This window comes from Campylobacter concisus, from assembly GCF_902460625.1.
Lineage (GTDB): Bacteria > Campylobacterota > Campylobacteria > Campylobacterales > Campylobacteraceae > Campylobacter_A > Campylobacter_A concisus_AD.
On the sequence record NZ_CABPUT010000006.1, the window covers coordinates 230,270 to 250,027 of the forward strand.

The following is a 19,758-nucleotide window of genomic DNA, read 5'->3' on the forward strand; positions in this document are numbered from 1 at the left end:
ATAAATTTATTTTTGCTCTTTGTATTTTAAAATTTGAGCATAAATTTCATCTTTTAGTTTTAATTTTTCTTTCTTTAAACCATCAAGCTCTGATGGTTTTGCTAGATTCTCATCTATTTTTTTATTTAGCTCATCATGTTTTTTGCAAAGAGTAGCAAAACGAGCATCGGTTTTCTTTAGCTCATTTATAAGGTCTGTATATTCATGTAACATATCGGCTCCTATAAAAATTTGAGAAATTTTATCAAGACTTTGTAAATGTTTGGATATAAAATAAGCACCAAGTCATTGCTTAAATTTTTAAAAAGAGCGAGTAGAAAAATTTATTTTATACGTATTTAAATTCTTCAGGTTTGTGTTTGCTTTTTACAACACGCTTGGTTAGACGTATTCCATCAACGGTACCGATGACTAAAAGCTTTGATCCTGTCCCTACTAATGTATCGCCATTTGGCATTGGCACAAAATTATTATTTATATCTCTAATGCCTACTATGTCTGCATTTGTAATATTTCGCAAATGAGTCTCTTTTAATCTTTTAAATCTTATCCAAGAGTAATCAGGCACAAGAATTTCTTCTATATCGATAGGTGAATTTTTTGTATACAAAAACTGCTCTAATAAATTTTCCATGTCTGGCCTTACGCTCATGGCACTTAGCCGCTGCGCGACTAAGCGAGATGGACTTACCACATTGTCAGCGCCTAATTTTTTTAATCTTTGCGTATCGTCTTCTGTCTCTGCATTTGTGATGATATGATAAGGCTTTCTGCGGCCTATCTCCTTTTCATAAAGTCTTACAGATGCTATAAGGGCGATGTTATCAGCAATATTTGAGCTAAGAGTTATAAGACCTTTTGCGCTTGATAGATGTGTTTTTAAAAAGGCAATTTGCGTGTGTGGCTGAGCTTTTATGAAATATGGGTATTTATAAATTTGAGCTAGCTCCGCGATATCTTCTCTATCATCGACCACTACAAAAGGTATATGATTTTCGCGAAATTGAGCACTAAGTTCGATTGTGTATAGATTGTGATAACAAATAACGAAGTGATTCTTTAGTCTTGCGATCCTATAAAGCATGCGTCGTTCCTTTAAAATGCTAATTAATGTACCTCTTTTTAAAACCTCAACCACAATACCAATCGATAGTGTAAATATAATAAAACCAATAAGTATAAATGTGATAGTAAAAATTCTGCCCTTTGGAGTTATTGGAGCAACTTCGGTAAAACCAACTGTTGTAAAAGTCATACCAGCTTGGTAAAAGGCATCTATTAGCGAGAAATTATCTATTAAGACATAACCTAATGTTCCAAAAAGTAACAGTAATACGACTGAAATTAGTGGAAATCTAAAAGGTTTTAATTGTTCGTAAAGCTCAGTATCTAGGCTTATTTCTGGTTTTGTAGAGTTTGACCAGTTGAGGAATTTTAAAAGTCTTGAGAGAAAAGACATAAATTCCTCTTCATTTTATATTCTTAGTTTGATTGTTTTTTCATTGTTCTTAGAGTAGAAGCAGCAACTTTTATCTTTCTTGTAGTACCATCTTCTAGTGTAACACGAATCGTTCTAAGATTTGGCAAGAATCTTCTTTTAGTTTTATTGTTAGCGTGGCTCACATTGTTGCCTATCATCGGTCCTTTGCCTGTTATCGCACATCTTTTTGACATTTTTTTTCCTTATAAACAAAAATTTCTGCTGATTTTATCTAAAACAAACAAAAGTAATGCTTAAATCAATTCTTTTTTAAAAGAATTGATTTTTATTAATAATCTAGATAAAATAACGCCTTTGCCTATAATTATAAATGCAAAAATATTTAGAAATCTTGAGTGATACAAAATGCTTAGTAAAGAGTTGATCGAAAAAAATGTTAATTTTGTTTTACAGATGCCAACTCTTTTTGAAAAGATCGAGTGTTTTTTATTAGCTGGCAATGTAACTGAGGCTGTTACTGCTTTACAAAATATAGCATCTTTTAAAACTTATTTCAGCTCCATTTTTAAGCGTGCAAAATTTGATATTCCTTATGATGGCAACGATTTGGTAGTAATAACAAATATGCTTGGCATTGATACTTTTAGAGCGATAGTGCTTTCTTATTTTATATTTTTAAAATCCCCAAAAATTTATAAGGTATTTAATTTTAAAATCGTCGATTTAATCGAGCTTAATGCTAAAATTTTATCAGATTGGCTAAAGATATTAAATTCTTTTAAAGAAAAACGATACAGCTATTTATCGCTTGCTCCGTATTCTATTGCCTGTATTATAGTGTGTGAGAATTTATTTTCAAAATATCCATCTTGCATGTCAGACGTTATTTCGTATTCTGACGTAAGCTATAATAAAATTTTGCAAAAAAAATATGATTTTAGTCTTTGGGATATTTTTTTAAAAGCAATGAATATGAATAAGCAATCATTAAGCAAGATTGATAAAGAGATGCTTTGCTTTTTTGAGATTTTGCTCTCTTATGAGTCCAGCAGGCCTGAATTTTATGATTTTGGAATTGATAAAATTTTAGATATCAATGTTTATCCAGAGATGCAAACCATTATATTTATTAAAAAAGCTCTACAAAAATGAAATTAACTTTTAATGGTTCTATGGCTATTATAAGGCCTTTTGGTTTTTTGGAAGCAGAGAATGTTCCATTAAAATTAAGTGAAAAATACATAAACCAAATTTTATCACGCGATATCAGCGCTATACTGCTCTCACTAAAAAATGTTACATTTTTTAGTCCTGTTTGGCTTGGTAGAGTAATTGAAAATTTAAGCGAAGAAGCGCAAAAGCATGGGGTAGTATTTGCGATTTGCGATTGCAATGAAATTTTTTATGAATTGATGATGAAAACAGTTAAGAATATTTTAAATATCTCAATGTTTGAAAGTGAAAATATCGCAAGCTTGTTTTTAAATAAATTTCTAAACAATACAAATGACAAAGTTTTCATTTATAACTCAACTGAGCAGTATAAGCACTATTTGGCTAATTATCTCAAAAATCGCTCATTTGATGTGGTTGAGGCTAGAGATGCGACCGAATTTAATAAAAAAAAGAATTTATATAGTTATGCAGTATCACAGCTAAATCATGTTAGATTAAAGCAAAACCAGATAGATACTTTTATAAAAGATGGTGTCGTTGTTTATGCCATAAAAAGTTTTATGGACTCAGATTTTATTGAAGATTTTGATATGTCAGCTCATAACATTATGCTAAAAATCGGATATAAATTTTTTATTTTATGGGTAAATATTTCTGGTGCTTTAAATATAAGGGGTGCAAAATTTCTAATCAAACTTGCTAGCATTAGCAAAAGATCAGGTGCATTTATTTCGCTTTGTGGCATAAACGAATCAAATTTATCTATCGAATTAGTAACATACCTTAAAGATGCAAATATATTTATCTATAAAAATTTAAATGACTTTTACAAAGACGACACTATTTTTTATCTTAAAAAAAGAGAGTTTGATGCAGAGCCAGTAGATATCAACAAGAGCGTTGCTCAAATTTCATCTTATGTGACGCAAATTGCGAGCAAAATTATTTCACAGTTAGCAGAAGAAGAAATTTTGTGTGTTGATACCAAAGTTAGTGCGCTTGACATAGAGGACGAGTGCGATTATTTGCGTATTTGTGTTCAGTATTATGGTGATATTTACGCAAGAGTGCTATTTGGTGTAAAAAAAGATAAGTTAGATAAAATTTGCTCTATTTTTATGCCTGAAGGCAATGATTCAAATGATTATTTAAGTGGATATTCTCAAATTTTTAGTATCATTACAGATAAATTTTTGACTCATCTTTGGCAAAAAGGCATAAAAGTAAAAGTTAGCTTGCCTAAAATTTTATCTGATGATGTTTTTTTCGATCACAATAGTGTAGGCATCATGAATAGATTAGATGTAAAAGATGACGAAATAGGCTTTGTGTTTGTAACCAAGTAAGGAGAAGAAATGTATGTTGCACCTAGTATTTTATCGGCTGATTTTGGAAATTTGGCAGCTGAGATAAGAGCCATTTGCGAGGCTGGGTGCGATCTGGTGCATGTTGATGTTATGGATGGGCATTTTGTGCCAAATTTAACCATCGGGCCAGTCGTGGTAAATGCCGTTGCTAAAGCAGCTACAAAGCCACTTGATATACATTTGATGGTTGAAAATAACTCGTTTTTTGCCGACCTTTTCTTGCCACTAAAGCCAAAATTTTTAACCTTTCACATTGAAGAAGAGAAGCATCCATTAAGACTCATAGATCACATCAGGAAAAACGGCGTTGGCCCTGGCATCGTGCTAAATCCACACACGCCAGTTAGTGCGATCGAGCATATCATTGATGAAGTCGATATGGTGCTTTTGATGAGTGTAAATCCTGGCTTTGGCGGTCAGAAATTTATGCCAGTCGTGCTTGAGAAAACAAGGGCGCTAAGAGAGCTAATAGAGCGTAAAAACGCCAAGTGTCTCATCGAAGTAGACGGCGGCGTAAACGGACTAAATGCGCCTGATCTTGAAGAGGCTGGAGCTGACATCTTGGTGGCAGGCAACTACATCTTCTCATCAAATTCCTACGAACAAGCCATTCGCGCCATAAAGCTTGAGTTTTGAAACCAAAAAAACAGCGTTTAGAAAATAGCATTGAAATTTTAGCTAGGCAAAATTTAAGCTATCATGAGTTTATTTTAAGATTTAGCGATATTGAAGAAATTTCATCACTCATTGACGTGCGCGACCTTGATATGTGGCGAACTCTTGGGCTTGACATCACTAGAAACGAAGAGAATGAGATCGAGCTTGGCACGAGATTTAGAGATATTAGTGAGCAGGAATTTTGCGTAGTTGATATCGAAACGACTGGTGGTACGACGAGCGGACAGATCATCGAAATAGGCGCAATAAAAATGAAAAATGGTATTGAGATAGGGCGTTTTGAAAGCTTTATAGCAGCTCCTGTGGTGCCTGAAAATATCACCGAGCTAACTGGCATAAAGGCTAGCGATTTAGTTGGCGCGCCAAATTTGCTAAACGTGCTTGAGCGGTTCAAAATTTTTCTTGGAACTAGCGTCTTTATCGCGCACAACGTAAATTTTGACTATGGCTTTATCTCTCACAGCCTAAATGAGATCGGTCTTGGTATGCTGCTAAATAGAAAGCTTTGTACCATCGATCTTAGTCGCCGCACTATTGCTTCGCAAAAATACGGACTTGGCTCGCTAAAAGAGCTTCTTGGCATAAACAACACCCACCACAGAGCGTTAAATGACGCAATAGCGGCAGCTGAAATTTTTAAAGTCTGCCTCACACGCCTACCTTTTAGTATTCAAACGACAGAGGATCTCATAAGCTTTAGCAAAACAGCTCCAAGCGTGAAGCTAAAACCCGAACCGGTTTTATGTGCGAATTAGCAATAAAAAATTATCCTTAATCCTAAATTTAATCATTAATTTTTATGTGTTCTTTGTTTTTAAAGGATTATGGGCAGTTTACTAAATTTTACAAAAAAGGAGGCAAATGAGCCAGAAAAATTTAGTTTCAAATTTAATCTCAGCTGACGATGAGGTGCTCGCTTTTTTGTCAAAATTTGGTGAAAATTGGTGCGTGAGTAATGATGGAGTGGAGTTTATAGAACAAAATTTGACCTTTATCGGCTCAAAACCAGTTTTGCAAAATTTAAAAGATTACAAAACGGCTGAATATAAAAAATTTGCCGACATTAAAAAATTTCTCAGCTCAAATCCAAGTATCAAAAGTAAAATTTTAAGTGGTGATATAAGCTACATCGGCGACAACTTAACAAATATAGAGGTTAAATTTGCGCCTAAGTATTTTTACGATTTTTTAAAATTTATAGTTGAAAATATCCCAGAGCATCACTATTTTTGTAGTCCCAAGGAGGGCTGGATATTATTCATTGCGATGGAGGGATATGTGGAATTTGGTGTTTTGCACCAATAAATTTATTTTTAAGCAGTTGTCTAAAATTGTCAATAAAAACAAAACGTGAAAGAAAAATTATTCGTAAAAATTCTTAGAATTAATAAAAAACTGAGCTTGCATCCTAACACTGCTTATTGCTAGCAAAATTTAATCAATTTTTTTATATAATCCCTATTTTTCACAAAGGCAAAAAGATGGATAGAAAATCTTGGAGTTCAAGGCTCACATACATTTTAGCTGTTGCAGGAGCTACGGTTGGCTTTGGTGCGACGTGGCGTTTTCCGTATTTGGTCGGGCAAAATGGCGGTGGTGCTTATGTTTTGATATTTTGCATAGCAATGATTGTTATAGGGATTCCTATGATTTTAGTTGAAAACGCGATCGGTAGACGCCTAAAATGTAATGCCGTGGATGCTTTTGGTGGATCTATAAATGGTAAAAAGATCAGCAAAAAATGGCAGATCGTTGGCTGGATGGGACTTGTTGGTGCTTTTGGCATCATGGCTTACTATATGGTTATTGGCGGCTGGGTGCTAAACTACATCGCCCAAATTTCATTTGGCTTGCTTGACCTATCACATGTGGTTAGTTTTGAGGAGACAAGTGCATTTTATGAGCAAAATATCGTAAGCAATCCACTTGCTATAAGCTTTGCAACACTTGTTTTTGTGCTAGTTAATTACGCTATTTTGGTACAAGGTGCGGTCGGTGGTATCGAGCGATCAGCGAAATTTTTAATGCCACTACTTTTTATCTTAATGCTTATTATGATCGCTAAAAATATCACACTTGATGGTGCAATAGAAGGCGTAAAATTTTACTTGACACCTAACTTTTCAAAGATAAACTTAAAGCTTTTCGTTGATGTTTTGGGGCAGGTCTTTTTTGCGCTCTCGCTTGGTTTTGGTGTGATGATCACGCTTTCTAGCTTTGTGAAAAAGGATGAGGGTTTGGTTAAAATTTCTATCATTACTGGTATTTTAAATACAGTAATCGCCGTACTTGCAGGGTTTATGATTTTTCCTTCTCTTTTTAGCTACGGCGTATCGCCAGATAGTGGCCCAAGTTTGGTGTTTAAATCGCTACCAATTGTTTTTTCTCACATGCCATTTGGTGGTTTTTTCGCGGTTGCGTTTTTTACACTATTAATGATCGCTGCACTTACGACATCACTACCAATATATGAAGTAATAATCACGACACTTCAAGAAAAATTTAAGATAAAACGCAAAAAGGCAATATTTTTAGTCCTTGGCGGTATATTTATTTTAGGAAATTTACCTTCGCTGATGGCCACAAATATACTAAGTCATGTAAGTATTTTTGGTAAGAATATTTTTGATGCATATGATGCAATAAGCGCAACGATATTTTTTGTATTTACTTCATTTGGTTGTGCAATATTCGTAGGTTGGGTGCTAAAAGACGATGCAAAAAAAGAAATTTTGCAAGGTAGTGAAAAACATGCAAAACTAATAAATGTCTGGTTTTGGTATATTAAATTCGTCGTGCCGTTTATCATTTTGGTGCTTTTTATCAGCTCGTTTTACGATAATTTTTTAAAATAGGGCGTAAAAATATGTTTTATTTTTTACTCGGTATTTACTTTTTTTACGTCGCCGCAAAGGCGATTTTGGCGATTTTGCAGATAAATTTTATACGCGCAGAGGCCAAAAAGCCAGCTGTCGTGCTAGAGCAGGGGGGGTATGAAACCGCCGCTGCCGCAGCAATAACTAATCAAAAATTTGAGATAGCAGGCCTACTTTATCACGCCGCGATATTTATGATGTGGGCGTGCTGGGGGCTTGGCGCGATATCGGGGCATGCCTATAAAACGGGAGATATAGGCGATAACGTCTTTATGGTTATGGTATTTTTGCTCGTTTCGTCGCTGTTAGAACTGCCGCTAAACATCTACGAAACCTTTGTCAAAGATAAAAAGCTCGGCTTTTCAAACGTTACGCCTAAAATTTTCGCGCTTGACCTGCTTAAAACGCTCGCGCTAACGCTAGTGTTTGGCACGCTGTTTGTGTGGCTGGTGCTGCTTTGCATTAGATTTTTGGGCGATTTTTGGTGGTTTTGGGCGTTTTTGCTTAGCTTTGCCGTCGCGCTTGTTATAAATCTCATCTACCCGACGCTCATCGCGCCTATCTTTAACAAAATGCAACCGCTAGAAGAGGGTGAGCTAAAAAGCCGTATAGAAGGGCTTTTAGCGCAGTGCGGGTTTAAAAGTAGCGGCGTTTTCACGATAGACGCCAGCAAGCGCGACAACCGCTTAAACGCCTATTTCGGTGGCCTTGGCGCGACTAAACGCGTGGTGCTTTTCGACACGCTCGTTAAAAAACTAAGTTTAGATGAGATAATCGCCGTTTTGGGGCACGAGCTGGGACACTTTAAGCACAAAGATATCCTAAAAATGATCGCTCTAAGCGCGGTTATGCTTTTTGCGATGTTTTTGATATTCGGCAATATCCCTGACGCGGCGTATCAAGCGCTTGGGCTTCATAGCGGAGGCGGCGGAACGATCGTATTTTTACTGCTTTTCTCGCCGATTTTCGGATTTTTATTTTCGCCGGTGAGCTCGTATTTTAGCCGCGCGAACGAATTTGGCGCCGATAGATTCGCTGGCGAGGTCTCAAACAAAGCCGACATGATAAGCGCGCTAAAAAAGCTAGGCTCCGAAAACAAGGCCTTTCCAAAGGCTCATCCTCTCTATGCGTTCGTCTATCATTCGCACCCAAGCCTTTTTGAGCGTATAAATGAGCTAGAAAATGAAAATTGAAGAAGCTCTTAAAGAGGCTAGTTTAAGGCTAAGCTCACTTTGTCAAAATCCAAGCAGAGTGGCTAAAATTTTGCTTATGAACTATCTTGATGTAAGCATTGAATGGATATTTTTAAATCAAAAAAATGAATTTGATGAGAGCAGCTATTTTGCTCTAGTTAAAAGGTATGAAAACTATGAGCCTCTTGAATATATAACTGGTAAAGCTAGCTTTTATGGGCTTGATTTTTACGTGGAAAGCGGAGTGCTGATCCCAAGACCTGAAACAGAAATTTTAGTGGATAAAGTAATAGAAATTTCACGCGAATATAATGAACCAAAGATTGCAGAAATAGGCATAGGAAGCGGCATTATTAGTATCATGCTGGCTCTAAAAACAAAGGCAAATATTGTAGCGACAGATATCAATGAAAAAGCTTTGATACTTGCAAAAAAAAATGCAGATAAATTTGATGTAGGCGGGAGGATCAAATTTTTAAACTGCTCTTATGTGGATGAAATTTTAGAAGATATTGATATTTTGGTTTCAAATCCGCCATATATTGCAAGAAGCTATAAACTTAGTAAATTTGTACTAAATGAGCCAGAAAGTGCGCTCTTTGGAGGCGAAGTAGGAGATGAAATTTTAAAAGATATTATTCTCATAGCCAAAGATCGTAATATCAAAAACGTTGCTTGTGAGATGGGGTACGATCAAAAAGCAAGTATGCAAAAATTCTTAGAGGCCAATGGTTTTGAGTATAGTTTTTACAAAGATTTGGCTGGCTTTGATAGAGGCTTTAGCGCGAAGTTAAAAATATAAAGGAGAGAATTTGAGAGGAGTTTATTTTTTGCTTTTGGCAGTACTTATAGGAGCTGAGCTAACGCTTGGTATCTTGGTGGCGCCAGTCATATTTTTCCCACAAAGCATCATAGGAGATGGCGTACTTACGCATTTTATGAGCGGTCAAATGATGACAAAGATATTTTTGAAATTTAATTATATTTTGCTTTTTATAAGCATAGTTATAATGATTAGCGAGCTATTTGATCTTAGAAAAAAGCTTATTTTTTCACTAAAATTTAGCATGTTAATGCTTGCTTTTTTAAATTTGGCTTTAGCTTTTAGCTTTGTATTTTTCTTTACACCTTTTATAGTTTACGCTCAAAATTTGGGTGTTGACGCGACACAGACGGCTGAATTTGCCAAAATGCATAGTGCGAGTGAATATGTGATGAAAATCATGCTTGTTTTGCAAATCATTTTATTTTTTGTGAAATTTAAGATTAGTCAAAATGAACTCAAAGCCTGATATTCAAGTCTTAACAAATTTTCTAGCCGAATACACGAGTGCGATGGTGAGCGCTGGTACCTACACCGCACGCGTAGAAAAGTGCGTAGATCGCATAGCTAAACACTACGGCTACGACGTTAGCGTGACGATTTTTGTGAAGTATTTTACGATTAGCGTCATGGACTCGGCCGACAACTCCCTGCGCCGAACTTACGTAAAAAAGATCCCGTTTGGTCATGTGAGCTTTAATCGCATTTCCGAGCTTTCGTCGCTTAGCTGGCGGATTTTGGATGAAAATTTAAGCTTAAACGAGGCAAAAGAGCAGTTTGATGGCGTCATGCGCATCGGGGCGCATAAATTTGCAAGCTCACTTATTTTAATAAGCCTTGCAAATGCGGCGTTTTGCAAGCTTTTTGGCGGCGATGCGGGCTCGGTCGTATGCGTATTTTTCGCGACGCTCGTGGGATATAGCCTTAGATTTGCGCTTGCTAAAATGGGCGTAAATTTAAAAATCCAGTACGTTTTGACCTCGTTTGTAGTCTCGTTTATCGCCTATCTTGGCGTATTTTACGGCTTTACGCACACTAGCGACGTAGCGATCGGCTCGTCGATACTTTTTTTGATGCCGGGCGTTTTTCTCATAAACTCGGTCTTTGATATCATAAACGACAACACGCTTGTGGGCATCAGCAGGGCCGTGAGCACGGGCATCCTGATACTTTGCATCGCGGTGGGCGTCTATATCACGCTCTCGCTTAGCAATGCGGAGATTTTACATGTTTGAGCTTTTGACCGCGACTCTCATAGACGGCGCTTTTGCCGCGGTGGCGGGGCTTGGCTTTGCCTACGCTAGCTCTCCGCCAAAAAGGACTCTCGCATTTTGTGCGCTGCTTGCGGCGTTTGCACACGCTAGCCGCTTTTGGATCATGCAGATGGGATTTTTTAACATCAGCGTCGCCACCCTTATCGTCTCTTTTTTGAGCGGGATTTTAGGTATGCTCTTTGCCAAGCGGCTCAAAGTACCGGCCGAGATCATCGCTTTTCCCGCGCTTTTGCCGATGGTACCGGGAGTCTACGCGTATAAGGGCATTTTGGCGCTGTTTTCGTTTCTAAACGAGCCTAATATCGCTAAGAAAAACGAATACCTAATCATATTTTTCGATAACGCGATCACGACTACGACGGTCTCGCTAGCCCTTGGCGTCGGGGTTTCTGTGGTGCTTATTTTATTTTACGATCAGTCCTTGATGATTACTCGCGGCGCCAAGTGTGATCTAGAGTGTAGAAAAAGACATGATTGATAAAAATATTTTTAAGCCACAACAATTCCTATAGTTTTTGATATTTCTTCTATTTTAAAATCATGATCTTTTATTTTTATTCAATAGTAATTATGCAAAATGATATAGTTGATTAAAAACAAACAATATAACTTTTAAGGCATTTTATAGTCTAAAAGTAATAGTATTAAAAATAAAAATCGATCAAGGAATTGATCTTGTGTAATTTTTGTAAAAATTTAATACAGGGGCTGTGACATGACAAAAGGTCAAATGCGAGGATATTTATATGAAATTTTTATTTCATATTGGTTAGAACAAAATGGATTTGCTAAATGCGGAAAAGGTTGTCCTGGTATTTTGAATGGTAATATAGTATCTGAAGATGGGGAAATAGAAGGCAGAGGAACTAATCATCAAATTGATTTTGTAGGAATTTATTCTAAAAATATACCGTTTGTTTTTCCGATAAGGCTGTTAGCGGAGTGTAAATTTTGGAATAAAAAAATAAATAAATCCTTTATCAGACAATATATAGGGGTGTATAAAGATATATCTGAAAACTACATATCTTCACAAAGAAATAACAAATATAGATTTTTGGATGTTCCTATAATATTTTCTGCAAGTGACTTTGATGAAGAGGCCACTAATCTGGCTTGGGCGCAAGGTATAAATATGGTATCACATTCTAGATTGCCGGTATTAAATAATATGCTACAAGCAATAAATGATATAGTTGATGCTATAGAACAAAACAATTTCGACTTTAACGAAGTAAAAGTAGATATTCAAAGCTATTTAACTCAAGGCAAGGCATACATTGATGTGTACAATGAATTGTTAAAAGATTATTTTTGTCATAATAATACCCTAGAAATCCCAAAAATAAATACTTTTTTATTTGCTACAAATGACAAAGGAGCCTTGATAAATCTTATAAGCAAAGACGAATTCCCTGATGAGCTTTTTTCTGAAACAAACGAAGCAGATTGTGGGATATATTTTGACAACGATAGTTCTGGTAGCAATAATGAAAGAGTATTTTATATCGTATTAAATAGGGATCGTGAGAGGAGGAAATTTTATTTTCAAGCGAATGAAGCTTTGATGCGTAAAGATTTTTCAGAATTACCTTTAGATGCTAGATTGAGTGAAAAAATTAAGTTTATTTCGGAATTATCAATTATTAAAGAAATAAAAGGTCTTACAAGAATAATTAAACTTAAGGTAAATTTTGAATCACGAGGTTTAATGTAGTGAAAATACGAATCTACTACGAAGATACCGATGCGGGCGGTATAGTTTATCATACAAACTACATTAAATTTTGCGAGCGAGCCAGAAGTGAAGCATTTTTTCAGGCTGGATTAAATTTTACAAAAGAGGGCGGATACTTTGTAGTTTCGTCGCTTGAGGCTAAATTTATCGCCTCTGCTGTGCTTGGCGATGAAGTATTTGTTAGAACCAAAATTTTAGAGCTTAAAAAAGCTAGTCTTGTTTTGGAGCAAGAAATTTATAAATTTGATGACAAAAATGCCGAAAAACTACTCTTTAGAGCGACGATTACGTTAGCCTTTAAGAAAGAAGAGAAGCTTGCTAAGATAAATGACGAGATAAAGAAATTTTTGGAGAATTCTAAATTTTAAATCGTGGCTAAATTAAAAATTTAACTTTAGCCACTTTGTGCTTTTACATCGAGCTATTTTGATCGAGCAAAATTTCTTGATTTGCTTCGTCAAAGTGGTCGCCTTTTGCGTTATAAATTTTAACTCCATATAAGACTTGAGAGTTTTCAACTCTTTCGGTAAAAATTCTATCAGCACTTTTATCTATAAAATTTGTATATATATACTCGGCACCAAAAGCACTTGAATAGCCGATTTGTGAATATCTAAAATCTACATCAAAAAGATCACCAAGCCCCAAAAATAAGTCGTTAATAGGATTTAGTGAGTTTGCAATGAAAAGATTTTGTCTATCTCTTTGTGCGATGGCATTAAAGATATTTGGTAAAAAATTTATCTGTGTGCTTAAAAGCGCATAAGGCTTTATCTCAAAGCCTCTCATCTGCGTTGCTACAAGAGAAGCTTTGACGATTGGGATGTTTAAAAATATACTTGCATTATCAAATTTGGATTTTTTACTTAAAGTATCATTTAAATTTATATCTTTGCCTACAATAGAGGCTTCATGATAATCGCTACTTTGCATGCGGATATATTCATTTAGCTTTTGCCCTAATGAACTACCATCATCAAATGCAACTATCTTTTCATTCGAGTAAGCTAGCAAAGCTGAAATTTGCTCTTTATAATCAATGCCACCAAAAATTAAATTTGGCTTTGGATTTATGATAAAAGAGCTATGAACGCTTGGAATGTAGATAAGCTCATTTGGTAGAACTAGCGAATTCATAATGTTTGCACCATTTGATGTAAGGGCTGCGATAAAATAATTAAAGCCTTGGGCTCTAGCCGCTTGCATAGCATTTGTAAGACTTTGTGGGCTTTCATCGTTGCTATTTATAAATTTGATCTCGATATCTGCGTCTTGCTTTAAGACATAGCTTAAGACCGCATTTGATACAATATTTGCATAAGATTTTATAATCTTTTGTGGGATGATTACAGCGATTTTACCGCTTTTATTAACTTTTAAAATAGCTTCACCACCAAGAGAGATATAAAGCTCTAAAAGAGCGTTATCGTCTATTTTTACTGGCTCAAATCTAGCCATAAAACTAGCCAGTAAATCAGCCTTGATAAGCTCATTTAGGCAGGCATTATCACAAAATTCTGGTTCTAAATTTATATAAGTAATCTTTGCTGGAGGTATGCTTGATAGACTTTGGTTTTTTGTAGTATTACTCTCAAAATTTATCTCATCTTGCGATGCAAAAATAGTCGAAAAAATGGCTAAAAAAAGTAAAATTTTTCTCATATCACTCCTTTGATCTTTCTTAAATCATCTATAAAAATATTTTCAAAACTAGGATTTTTGCTGATCCACTCTGGCGAAAACGTTGGTAAAATAAGGCTATTTTCATTTTTTAAAATACTACCTCTTATACTTGAAAATCCGCCTTTTAACAATAAATTTGGGTATAAATGCATAAAAGCTTTCTCTCCTAAAGTCACTATTATCTTTGGTTTTATCAGTCTAATCTCTTCAAGCAAATAAGGACGACAAAGCTCGATAGAGCGGCTTAAAATCGGACTTTTATCATCATTTTGTGAAATTTCACACCGAAGTAGAGAACTTATATAAATTTCTTTTATATCTAAATTTAAACTATTTTTTATAGCATTTTCTAAAAATTTTTTACTATTATTTTCATAAGAATCATTTTTTTTAGAAAATAATATAAACATGATTTTGCTATTTTCATTGCCGATACCGGCTGTTACGCCTTTTGAGCTGTTTCGCAAAGAACAAAGAGAACATTTTTTTACTTCGCGGTTTAGCTCATCAATATTGTTGTAATCATGATAATTGCTTAGACTAAGAAAATTTTTATCAATAAACTTATAGCCAATTAGTTTTAAGAAAAATAATTTTTTTAAAAGCCTATTGTCTTTATTAAAATTCATTTTTGGATTATAACTTGATTTGCTTAAAGTTTGAGTTGTGGCTTTTTAAGCTAAGTTATTCAAAGGAATTTAAGTATTGCTTTGATAAAATCCCACTTTTTATATTAACTTTAAGGATAGAAATGAAAAGGACTTATCAACCTCATAAAACCCCTAAAAAACGTACTCACGGCTTTCGCTTAAGAATGAAAACTAAAAATGGACGAAAGGTAATAAACGCTAGACGTGCCAAAGGTAGAAAAAGATTGGCTGCTTAGCTGGTTTTGAGTCGTTAAGCGGCTCAAAAGAATTCTCTCAAGTTTATAAAGAGGCTAGCAAGTGGCATTGTGATGCTTGCATTATTTTTTATAAACCAACAAATGAAAAAAGAATAGCAGTAGTTGCTAGTAAAAAAGTAGGAAAAGCGGTAGTTAGAAATAGAGCTAAAAGACTTTTGAGAGCCGCTTTTTTTAATATTTCTAGTGAATTAAAAGATGGCACATATATTATGATCGCAAAAAATGGAATTACAGAAATTTCATTTGAAAAAATTTGTAAAAATTTAAGTTGGTCTACAAAAAAAATGGGATGTTTAAAATGAAAAAAATTGCGATTAAAGCTATCGCTTTTTATCAAAAATATATTTCCATACTTCTACCAAAAAGCTGTCGCTATTACCCGACTTGCTCACAATACGCGATTTGGGAATTTCAAACAAATAGTTTTTTTTCTGCTTTTTTTGCAACCTTCATGCGAATTTTAAAATGTAATCAGCTTTTTAAAGGCGGTATCAACTACCCAATCATCTACAAAAAATTTAACTTATGTTTTATATTTCAAAAAAGTGATACCAGAAATGTAAATTTTTGGTTTATCCCTTGTCAGAATAGTAAATTTTATGTCGTAAAAGTATTAGATAAATTAAAGGAAAAAAATTAAAATGGAACAGATGTCTATGCAAAAAAGGTTGCTTCTTGCAGCGCTTTTATCTATTGTGTTTTTTATAGTGTATGATTTTTTTATGCCAAAAAGAGTGATACCTGAGCAAAACCAAACTACAATGTCCCAAACAATAGATCAAAATAAAGCTCCAAATATAAATCAAAATACACCAAAATCAAATGAAAATTTGGCTTCAAATGAGATAATCGCTACGATCAAAGGTCAAAGCTATGAAGCAAAGATAGATAAGCTAGGAAGAATTTCAAAATTCTATCTAACTGAAGATAAGTACAAAACAGAAGATGGCAACAAAATCGAGCTTGTTTCACAAAATCCATTGCCACTTGAGCTTAGATTTAACGATAGTACTTTAAACACTGATGCCTTTAAGGTTGCATATAGTAGTGACGCTAGCGAGATAGATGCTAGCAGCGAGCCTAAAACCATAAAACTTACTCAAAATTTAGATGGAGCTACAGTCACAAAAAATATCAAATTTTACCCAAATGGCAGATATGAAGTTGAAGTAAATTTAAGTAAAAGTGTTGATTATTTCATCACCCCTGGCTTTAGACCAAACATCTCAGTAGATAGCTATACGGTTCACGGCGTGATGCTTAGAAACACGGATGATAGCCTAAACATCATAGAAGATGGTGACGCTAAAGAGGTTAAAAACTATGCAAATACCACAATAGCAGCCGCATCTGATAGATACTATACAACGCTATTTTACTCATTTGAAAAACCATTTGAAGTAGCCGTAGATAAAGATTCTAACAATAATCCTATTCTTTTTGTAAAGGCAAATGATAATTTAAAATTAGGCGCATATATCGGACCAAAAGAGCATAAAATTTTAAGTTCGATGGATGAGAGATTAAACGATGTTATTGAGTATGGTTGGTTTACATTTATAGCAAAACCGATGTTTGCATTTTTAAATTTCTTGCATAACTACATTGGCAACTGGGGCTGGGCTATAGTTGTGCTAACACTTGTTATAAGGATAGTTTTATTCCCGCTTACATACAAGGGTATGCTATCTATGAATAAGCTTAAAGAGCTTGCTCCAAAGGTAAAAGAGCTTCAGGCAAAATATAAAGATGATAAGCAAAAAATGCAAGTTCATATGATGGAGCTTTATAAAAAGCATGGTGCAAATCCGATGGGTGGCTGCTTACCGATCTTACTTCAGATTCCGGTATTTTTTGCAATCTACCGCGTTTTACTAAATGCGATCGAGCTAAAAGGTGCTCCTTGGATACTTTGGATACACGATCTTTCGGTAATGGATCCATATTTTGTATTACCTATTTTGATGGGTCTTACGATGTTTTTACAGCAAAAGCTTACACCAACGACATTTACTGATCCTATGCAAGAAAAGGTGATGAAATTTTTACCTCTTATATTTACATTTTTCTTCGTGACATTCCCAGCCGGTCTTACACTTTACTGGTTTGTAAATAACGTTTGCTCGGTTGTTCAGCAAGTATTTGTAAACAAACTTTTTGAAAAACATAAAAAAGCTACGGAGGTAAAGGCTTAATGAAAATAGAAGCAAATACCCTTCAAGAGGCATTTCAAAAAGCAGCTGAGCAGCTTAACTGCTCAGTAACTCAGCTTGATATAAAAGTTTTACAGCATCCAAGCAGTGGTTTTTTGGGATTTTTTAAAAGAAGTGCGATCATTGAAGCAAATTTAGAAAATCAGCCAAAACCACAACACAAGCCAAAAAATGATAAAAATTTTGTTAAAAAAAATGATGAGAACGAGGCTATAAAAGAAGATAAAAAGCAAGCTAAAAAACACGATCATAGTGATAAAAAGCGAGGCCCTAAAAAACATAGAGATGAAAAAAGCGAAACTAAATTTGAGCAAAAAGAACATAAAAATGAAAAGTCAAATTTAAGTGAAAAAAATGAAGCTCTAGCTAAAGATGCATTTACTCAAAAGAGTGAAGAAGAAGCTGAACCAGGATATGTGATAAAGAGACTTGATGAGCCAAAAGAAATAAAGGAGCCACAAGCTAGCAAAAATGCTCCTAAAAATATTTTAGATAATTCTATTATTGAAAATTTTAACCAAACTGATGAAGAGAGTGCGGCTCAAGCTTTACAAAAAGAAAAAAAAGAAAAAGTAACAATCGACTTTGACAAAATTTTACCTGAGATCAAAGAGGGCATGAACCGTCTTTTTAAGGCAAGTTGTTTTGATATTAGTAAAATTGAAGTTAGCAAATTTGACGATGAAACGGTGCTTATAGAGCTTGATGGAGCTGATGCGGCTCTACTTATAGGTAAAGAAGGTTATAGGTATAAAGCGATATCTTACATGCTTTACAACTGGTTAAACTCAAAATACAACCTTGCTATCCGCCTTGAGATCGCACAATTTTTGCAAAATCAAGAAGCGATGATGGATCAGTATCTAAATGGTGTGATCGAGCGTGTACAAAATAGTGGTAGAGCTCAAACAAAGCCACTTGATGGGGTTTTGGTCAAGATCGCACTTGAGAAACTTCGCGAGAAATTTCCAGATAAATATGTCGGCATAAAAAGCGGCAATGACGGCAAATTTGTCGTCGTAAATGACTTTTTCAAAAAATGAGTGAAACCATCGCAGCCCTTGCCACAGCTTATGGCATCGGCTCAGTTTCTATCGTAAGGCTTAGTGGCAAAGACGCTCTGGCCACCTCTTTAAAACTTCTTAAACTTTCAAATTTAGAGCCAAGATACGCAAAACTAGCCAAAATCTACTCCCTTGATGATGAAATTTTAGACGAGAGCGTCGTTATATATTTTAAAGCCCCAGCAAGCTTTACAGGCGAGGATATCGTTGAATTTCAAACTCATGGTGGCGTGATGGTGAGTGAGAGAATTTTAAATGAGCTAATAAAGGCTGGCGCAAGGCTTGCTATGCCAGGCGAGTTTAGCAAGCGGGCATTTTTAAATGGCAAGATGGATCTAGCCAAGGCTGAGGCTATGCAAGGGCTCATCACTTCAAAAAGCGAGATCGCTGCTAAAATTTTGACCCGCCAGATGCAAGGCGATCTTAGTAAATTTGTAAGCGAGATCAGGGGCGAAGCGGTCAAAACTCTTGCTTTTGTTGAGACGATGATTGACTATGCTGATGATGATCTGCCAGCAAATTTACTAGAGCAGACTAAGCAGATGCTTTTAAAAAATAGCGAGAAGCTAGAGCGCATAGCAACTCTTAGCGAGCAAAGAAGAGGACTGATAGATGGCTTTAAGATCGCTATCGTTGGTAAGCCAAATGTTGGCAAAAGCTCTATCTTAAACTCATTTTTGGCATATGAGAGGGCGATCGTTAGCGACGAAGCGGGCACTACTAGGGACAGGATAGAAGAAAATTTCAAGATCGGCTCACATCTAGTTCGTATAATAGATACCGCTGGCATCAGAAAAGATGCTGGGAAGATCGAGCAAATCGGTATAAACTATTCTATTTCTGCTATAAACGAAGCTGACATAATCCTAGCTGTTTTTGATGGCTCAAATCTAAGCGACGAGCAAGATAAAGAGATAATTAGGCTCGTTTCTAGCTCAAACAAAAAAGCCTTTTTTATCTTAAACAAAAGCGATCTGGCGTTTAAATTTGACATAGAGCTAGAGGGTGCTATCAAAATTTCAGCAAAAAATGATACGAGTGTAGTTTTAAAAAAGCTCGAGGAATATCTCAAGACGCAAGACACCGACGAGATCATGCTAAGCTCAAACCGTCAAATTTTAAGCTGCAAAGAGGCGAGCGAGGCTTTAAAAAGAGCGTTTTTAAGGCTTAGTGAAGAGGAGCTAGAAATTTTTGCTTATGAGCTAAATAGTGCGATAAAGGCGCTTGCAAGTATCACAAAGCCATTTGAAAGAAGTGAAATTTTAGACGAAATGTTTAGCCATTTTTGTTTAGGAAAATGATAGTTTTTTTGGTTAAAATTTTCG

General features: G+C 35.3%; 24 protein-coding genes. 19 read left to right on the forward strand and 5 right to left on the reverse strand.

Going from position 1 to position 19,758, the window contains the following annotated elements:
* Positions 1 to 6: 6 nt before the first annotated feature.
* The 3 genes from F3G69_RS05560 to rpmB form a co-directional block, all read right to left on the reverse strand.
* Positions 7 to 213: an HP1242/YdcH family protein gene (locus F3G69_RS05560; protein WP_084041511.1), complete on the reverse strand. Its 207-nt coding sequence runs from the start codon at positions 211 to 213 to the stop codon at positions 7 to 9.
* Positions 214 to 328: 115 nt separating this feature from the next.
* Complete coding sequence (locus F3G69_RS05565; RefSeq protein ID WP_021090478.1) at positions 329 to 1,459, reverse strand: potassium channel family protein; 1,131 nt, start codon at positions 1,457 to 1,459, stop codon at positions 329 to 331.
* A gap of 23 nt (positions 1,460 to 1,482) precedes the next feature.
* A complete protein-coding gene (gene rpmB, locus F3G69_RS05570) occupies positions 1,483 to 1,674 on the reverse strand; it encodes a 50S ribosomal protein L28 (protein ID WP_021090707.1) in 192 nt (63 codons plus the stop codon).
* A 172-nt stretch (positions 1,675 to 1,846) separates the two neighbouring features.
* Here rpmB and F3G69_RS05575 point away from each other — a divergent pair, with 172 nt between their 5' ends.
* The 13 genes from F3G69_RS05575 (at position 1,847) to F3G69_RS05635 (ending at position 12,934) form a co-directional block, all read left to right on the forward strand.
* Positions 1,847 to 2,593: a hypothetical protein gene (locus F3G69_RS05575; RefSeq protein ID WP_149714634.1), complete on the forward strand. Its 747-nt coding sequence runs from the start codon at positions 1,847 to 1,849 to the stop codon at positions 2,591 to 2,593.
* The gene (locus F3G69_RS05580) at positions 2,590 to 3,963 is read left to right on the forward strand and encodes an STAS domain-containing protein (protein WP_149714635.1); all 1,374 of its coding nucleotides are present in this window, start codon (positions 2,590 to 2,592) and stop codon (positions 3,961 to 3,963) included. The genes F3G69_RS05575 and F3G69_RS05580 overlap by 4 nt, the downstream gene beginning before the upstream one ends.
* Positions 3,964 to 3,972: 9 nt before the next feature.
* Positions 3,973 to 4,620: a ribulose-phosphate 3-epimerase gene (gene rpe / locus F3G69_RS05585; RefSeq protein WP_087576873.1), complete on the forward strand. Its 648-nt coding sequence runs from the start codon at positions 3,973 to 3,975 to the stop codon at positions 4,618 to 4,620.
* Entirely contained in the window at positions 4,617 to 5,417 is an 801-nt protein-coding gene (locus F3G69_RS05590; RefSeq protein ID WP_149714636.1) for a 3'-5' exonuclease, read from the forward strand. Before rpe ends, F3G69_RS05590 begins: the two co-directional genes overlap by 4 nt.
* A 106-nt stretch (positions 5,418 to 5,523) precedes the next feature.
* Positions 5,524 to 5,967, forward strand: coding sequence for a hypothetical protein (locus F3G69_RS05595; RefSeq protein ID WP_149714637.1), 444 nt, complete (start codon positions 5,524 to 5,526; stop codon positions 5,965 to 5,967).
* Between the two features lie 176 nt (positions 5,968 to 6,143).
* Positions 6,144 to 7,517, forward strand: a complete 1,374-nt coding sequence (locus tag F3G69_RS05600; protein ID WP_103559328.1) for a sodium-dependent transporter — start codon at positions 6,144 to 6,146, stop codon at positions 7,515 to 7,517.
* An 11-nt stretch (positions 7,518 to 7,528) separates the two neighbouring features.
* Positions 7,529 to 8,731 carry a M48 family metallopeptidase gene (locus F3G69_RS05605; protein ID WP_149714638.1) on the forward strand — a complete coding sequence of 401 codons (1,203 nt, stop codon included), beginning with the start codon at positions 7,529 to 7,531 and terminating at the stop codon, positions 8,729 to 8,731.
* Positions 8,721 to 9,533, forward strand: a complete 813-nt coding sequence (prmC, locus tag F3G69_RS05610) for a peptide chain release factor N(5)-glutamine methyltransferase (RefSeq protein WP_107686507.1) — start codon at positions 8,721 to 8,723, stop codon at positions 9,531 to 9,533. Before F3G69_RS05605 ends, prmC begins: the two co-directional genes overlap by 11 nt.
* A 10-nt stretch (positions 9,534 to 9,543) precedes the next feature.
* A complete protein-coding gene (locus F3G69_RS05615) occupies positions 9,544 to 10,023 on the forward strand; it encodes a DUF4149 domain-containing protein (RefSeq protein ID WP_149714639.1) in 480 nt (159 codons plus the stop codon).
* Positions 10,007 to 10,789, forward strand: coding sequence for a threonine/serine exporter family protein (locus F3G69_RS05620; protein ID WP_149714640.1), 783 nt, complete (start codon positions 10,007 to 10,009; stop codon positions 10,787 to 10,789). The genes F3G69_RS05615 and F3G69_RS05620 overlap by 17 nt, the downstream gene beginning before the upstream one ends.
* The gene (locus F3G69_RS05625) at positions 10,782 to 11,306 is read left to right on the forward strand and encodes a threonine/serine exporter family protein (RefSeq protein WP_149714641.1); all 525 of its coding nucleotides are present in this window, start codon (positions 10,782 to 10,784) and stop codon (positions 11,304 to 11,306) included. The genes F3G69_RS05620 and F3G69_RS05625 overlap by 8 nt, the downstream gene beginning before the upstream one ends.
* Before the next feature lie 237 nt (positions 11,307 to 11,543).
* The gene (locus F3G69_RS05630; RefSeq protein ID WP_107708764.1) at positions 11,544 to 12,545 is read left to right on the forward strand and encodes a hypothetical protein; all 1,002 of its coding nucleotides are present in this window, start codon (positions 11,544 to 11,546) and stop codon (positions 12,543 to 12,545) included.
* Entirely contained in the window at positions 12,545 to 12,934 is a 390-nt protein-coding gene (locus F3G69_RS05635) for a YbgC/FadM family acyl-CoA thioesterase (RefSeq protein ID WP_149714642.1), read from the forward strand. Before F3G69_RS05630 ends, F3G69_RS05635 begins: the two co-directional genes overlap by 1 nt.
* Positions 12,935 to 12,977: 43 nt before the next feature.
* Here the strand turns inward: F3G69_RS05635 and F3G69_RS05640 are convergent, their stop codons facing one another.
* Together F3G69_RS05640 and F3G69_RS05645 are read right to left on the reverse strand one after the other, a co-directional pair.
* Positions 12,978 to 14,228, reverse strand: a complete 1,251-nt coding sequence (locus tag F3G69_RS05640; RefSeq protein ID WP_149714643.1) for a hypothetical protein — start codon at positions 14,226 to 14,228, stop codon at positions 12,978 to 12,980.
* On the reverse strand, positions 14,225 to 14,878 hold the full coding sequence (locus F3G69_RS05645; RefSeq protein ID WP_107776134.1) for a uracil-DNA glycosylase: 654 nt from the start codon (positions 14,876 to 14,878) through the stop codon (positions 14,225 to 14,227). The genes F3G69_RS05640 and F3G69_RS05645 overlap by 4 nt, the downstream gene beginning before the upstream one ends.
* Positions 14,879 to 15,000: 122 nt before the next feature.
* On the opposite strand from F3G69_RS05645, the gene rpmH reads away from it, so the two are divergent.
* From rpmH to mnmE, 6 genes are read left to right on the forward strand one after another with little or no spacing between them, the layout of a single operon-like run.
* Positions 15,001 to 15,135 (forward strand): 50S ribosomal protein L34, encoded by a 135-nt coding sequence (gene rpmH, locus F3G69_RS05650; RefSeq protein WP_002940373.1) that lies wholly within the window; start codon positions 15,001 to 15,003, stop codon positions 15,133 to 15,135.
* Complete coding sequence (gene rnpA, locus F3G69_RS05655) at positions 15,123 to 15,458, forward strand: ribonuclease P protein component (RefSeq protein ID WP_103600818.1); 336 nt, start codon at positions 15,123 to 15,125, stop codon at positions 15,456 to 15,458. Before rpmH ends, rnpA begins: the two co-directional genes overlap by 13 nt.
* Positions 15,455 to 15,796: a membrane protein insertion efficiency factor YidD gene (yidD, locus tag F3G69_RS05660; RefSeq protein WP_103600817.1), complete on the forward strand. Its 342-nt coding sequence runs from the start codon at positions 15,455 to 15,457 to the stop codon at positions 15,794 to 15,796. The genes rnpA and yidD overlap by 4 nt, the downstream gene beginning before the upstream one ends.
* Position 15,797: 1 nt before the next feature.
* Complete coding sequence (gene yidC, locus F3G69_RS05665; protein WP_149714644.1) at positions 15,798 to 17,351, forward strand: membrane protein insertase YidC; 1,554 nt, start codon at positions 15,798 to 15,800, stop codon at positions 17,349 to 17,351.
* Positions 17,351 to 18,412 carry a Jag N-terminal domain-containing protein gene (locus F3G69_RS05670; RefSeq protein WP_103600815.1) on the forward strand — a complete coding sequence of 354 codons (1,062 nt, stop codon included), beginning with the start codon at positions 17,351 to 17,353 and terminating at the stop codon, positions 18,410 to 18,412. Before yidC ends, F3G69_RS05670 begins: the two co-directional genes overlap by 1 nt.
* A complete protein-coding gene (gene mnmE / locus F3G69_RS05675; RefSeq protein ID WP_149714645.1) occupies positions 18,409 to 19,734 on the forward strand; it encodes a tRNA uridine-5-carboxymethylaminomethyl(34) synthesis GTPase MnmE in 1,326 nt (441 codons plus the stop codon). The genes F3G69_RS05670 and mnmE overlap by 4 nt, the downstream gene beginning before the upstream one ends.
* Positions 19,735 to 19,758: the final 24 nt, after the last annotated feature.

Bases quoted from the DNA above. Each gene is read 5' to 3' on its own strand.
- F3G69_RS05560 (WP_084041511.1), bottom strand. From the start codon at position 213: ATGTTACATGAATATACAGACCTTATAAATGAGCTAAAGAAAACCGAT.
- F3G69_RS05565 (WP_021090478.1), bottom strand. From the start codon at position 1,459: ATGTCTTTTCTCTCAAGACTTTTAAAATTCCTCAACTGGTCAAACTCT.
- rpmB (WP_021090707.1), bottom strand. From the start codon at position 1,674: ATGTCAAAAAGATGTGCGATAACAGGCAAAGGACCGATGATAGGCAAC.
- F3G69_RS05575 (WP_149714634.1), top strand. From the start codon at position 1,847: ATGCTTAGTAAAGAGTTGATCGAAAAAAATGTTAATTTTGTTTTACAG.
- F3G69_RS05580 (WP_149714635.1), top strand. From the start codon at position 2,590: ATGAAATTAACTTTTAATGGTTCTATGGCTATTATAAGGCCTTTTGGT.
- rpe (WP_087576873.1), top strand. From the start codon at position 3,973: ATGTATGTTGCACCTAGTATTTTATCGGCTGATTTTGGAAATTTGGCA.
- F3G69_RS05595 (WP_149714637.1), top strand. From the start codon at position 5,524: ATGAGCCAGAAAAATTTAGTTTCAAATTTAATCTCAGCTGACGATGAG.
- F3G69_RS05600 (WP_103559328.1), top strand. From the start codon at position 6,144: ATGGATAGAAAATCTTGGAGTTCAAGGCTCACATACATTTTAGCTGTT.
- F3G69_RS05605 (WP_149714638.1), top strand. From the start codon at position 7,529: ATGTTTTATTTTTTACTCGGTATTTACTTTTTTTACGTCGCCGCAAAG.
- prmC (WP_107686507.1), top strand. From the start codon at position 8,721: ATGAAAATTGAAGAAGCTCTTAAAGAGGCTAGTTTAAGGCTAAGCTCA.
- F3G69_RS05620 (WP_149714640.1), top strand. From the start codon at position 10,007: ATGAACTCAAAGCCTGATATTCAAGTCTTAACAAATTTTCTAGCCGAA.
- F3G69_RS05625 (WP_149714641.1), top strand. From the start codon at position 10,782: ATGTTTGAGCTTTTGACCGCGACTCTCATAGACGGCGCTTTTGCCGCG.
- F3G69_RS05630 (WP_107708764.1), top strand. From the start codon at position 11,544: ATGACAAAAGGTCAAATGCGAGGATATTTATATGAAATTTTTATTTCA.
- F3G69_RS05640 (WP_149714643.1), bottom strand. From the start codon at position 14,228: ATGAGAAAAATTTTACTTTTTTTAGCCATTTTTTCGACTATTTTTGCA.
- F3G69_RS05645 (WP_107776134.1), bottom strand. From the start codon at position 14,878: ATGAATTTTAATAAAGACAATAGGCTTTTAAAAAAATTATTTTTCTTA.
- rpmH (WP_002940373.1), top strand. From the start codon at position 15,001: ATGAAAAGGACTTATCAACCTCATAAAACCCCTAAAAAACGTACTCAC.
- yidD (WP_103600817.1), top strand. From the start codon at position 15,455: ATGAAAAAAATTGCGATTAAAGCTATCGCTTTTTATCAAAAATATATT.
- yidC (WP_149714644.1), top strand. From the start codon at position 15,798: ATGGAACAGATGTCTATGCAAAAAAGGTTGCTTCTTGCAGCGCTTTTA.
- F3G69_RS05670 (WP_103600815.1), top strand. From the start codon at position 17,351: ATGAAAATAGAAGCAAATACCCTTCAAGAGGCATTTCAAAAAGCAGCT.
- mnmE (WP_149714645.1), top strand. From the start codon at position 18,409: ATGAGTGAAACCATCGCAGCCCTTGCCACAGCTTATGGCATCGGCTCA.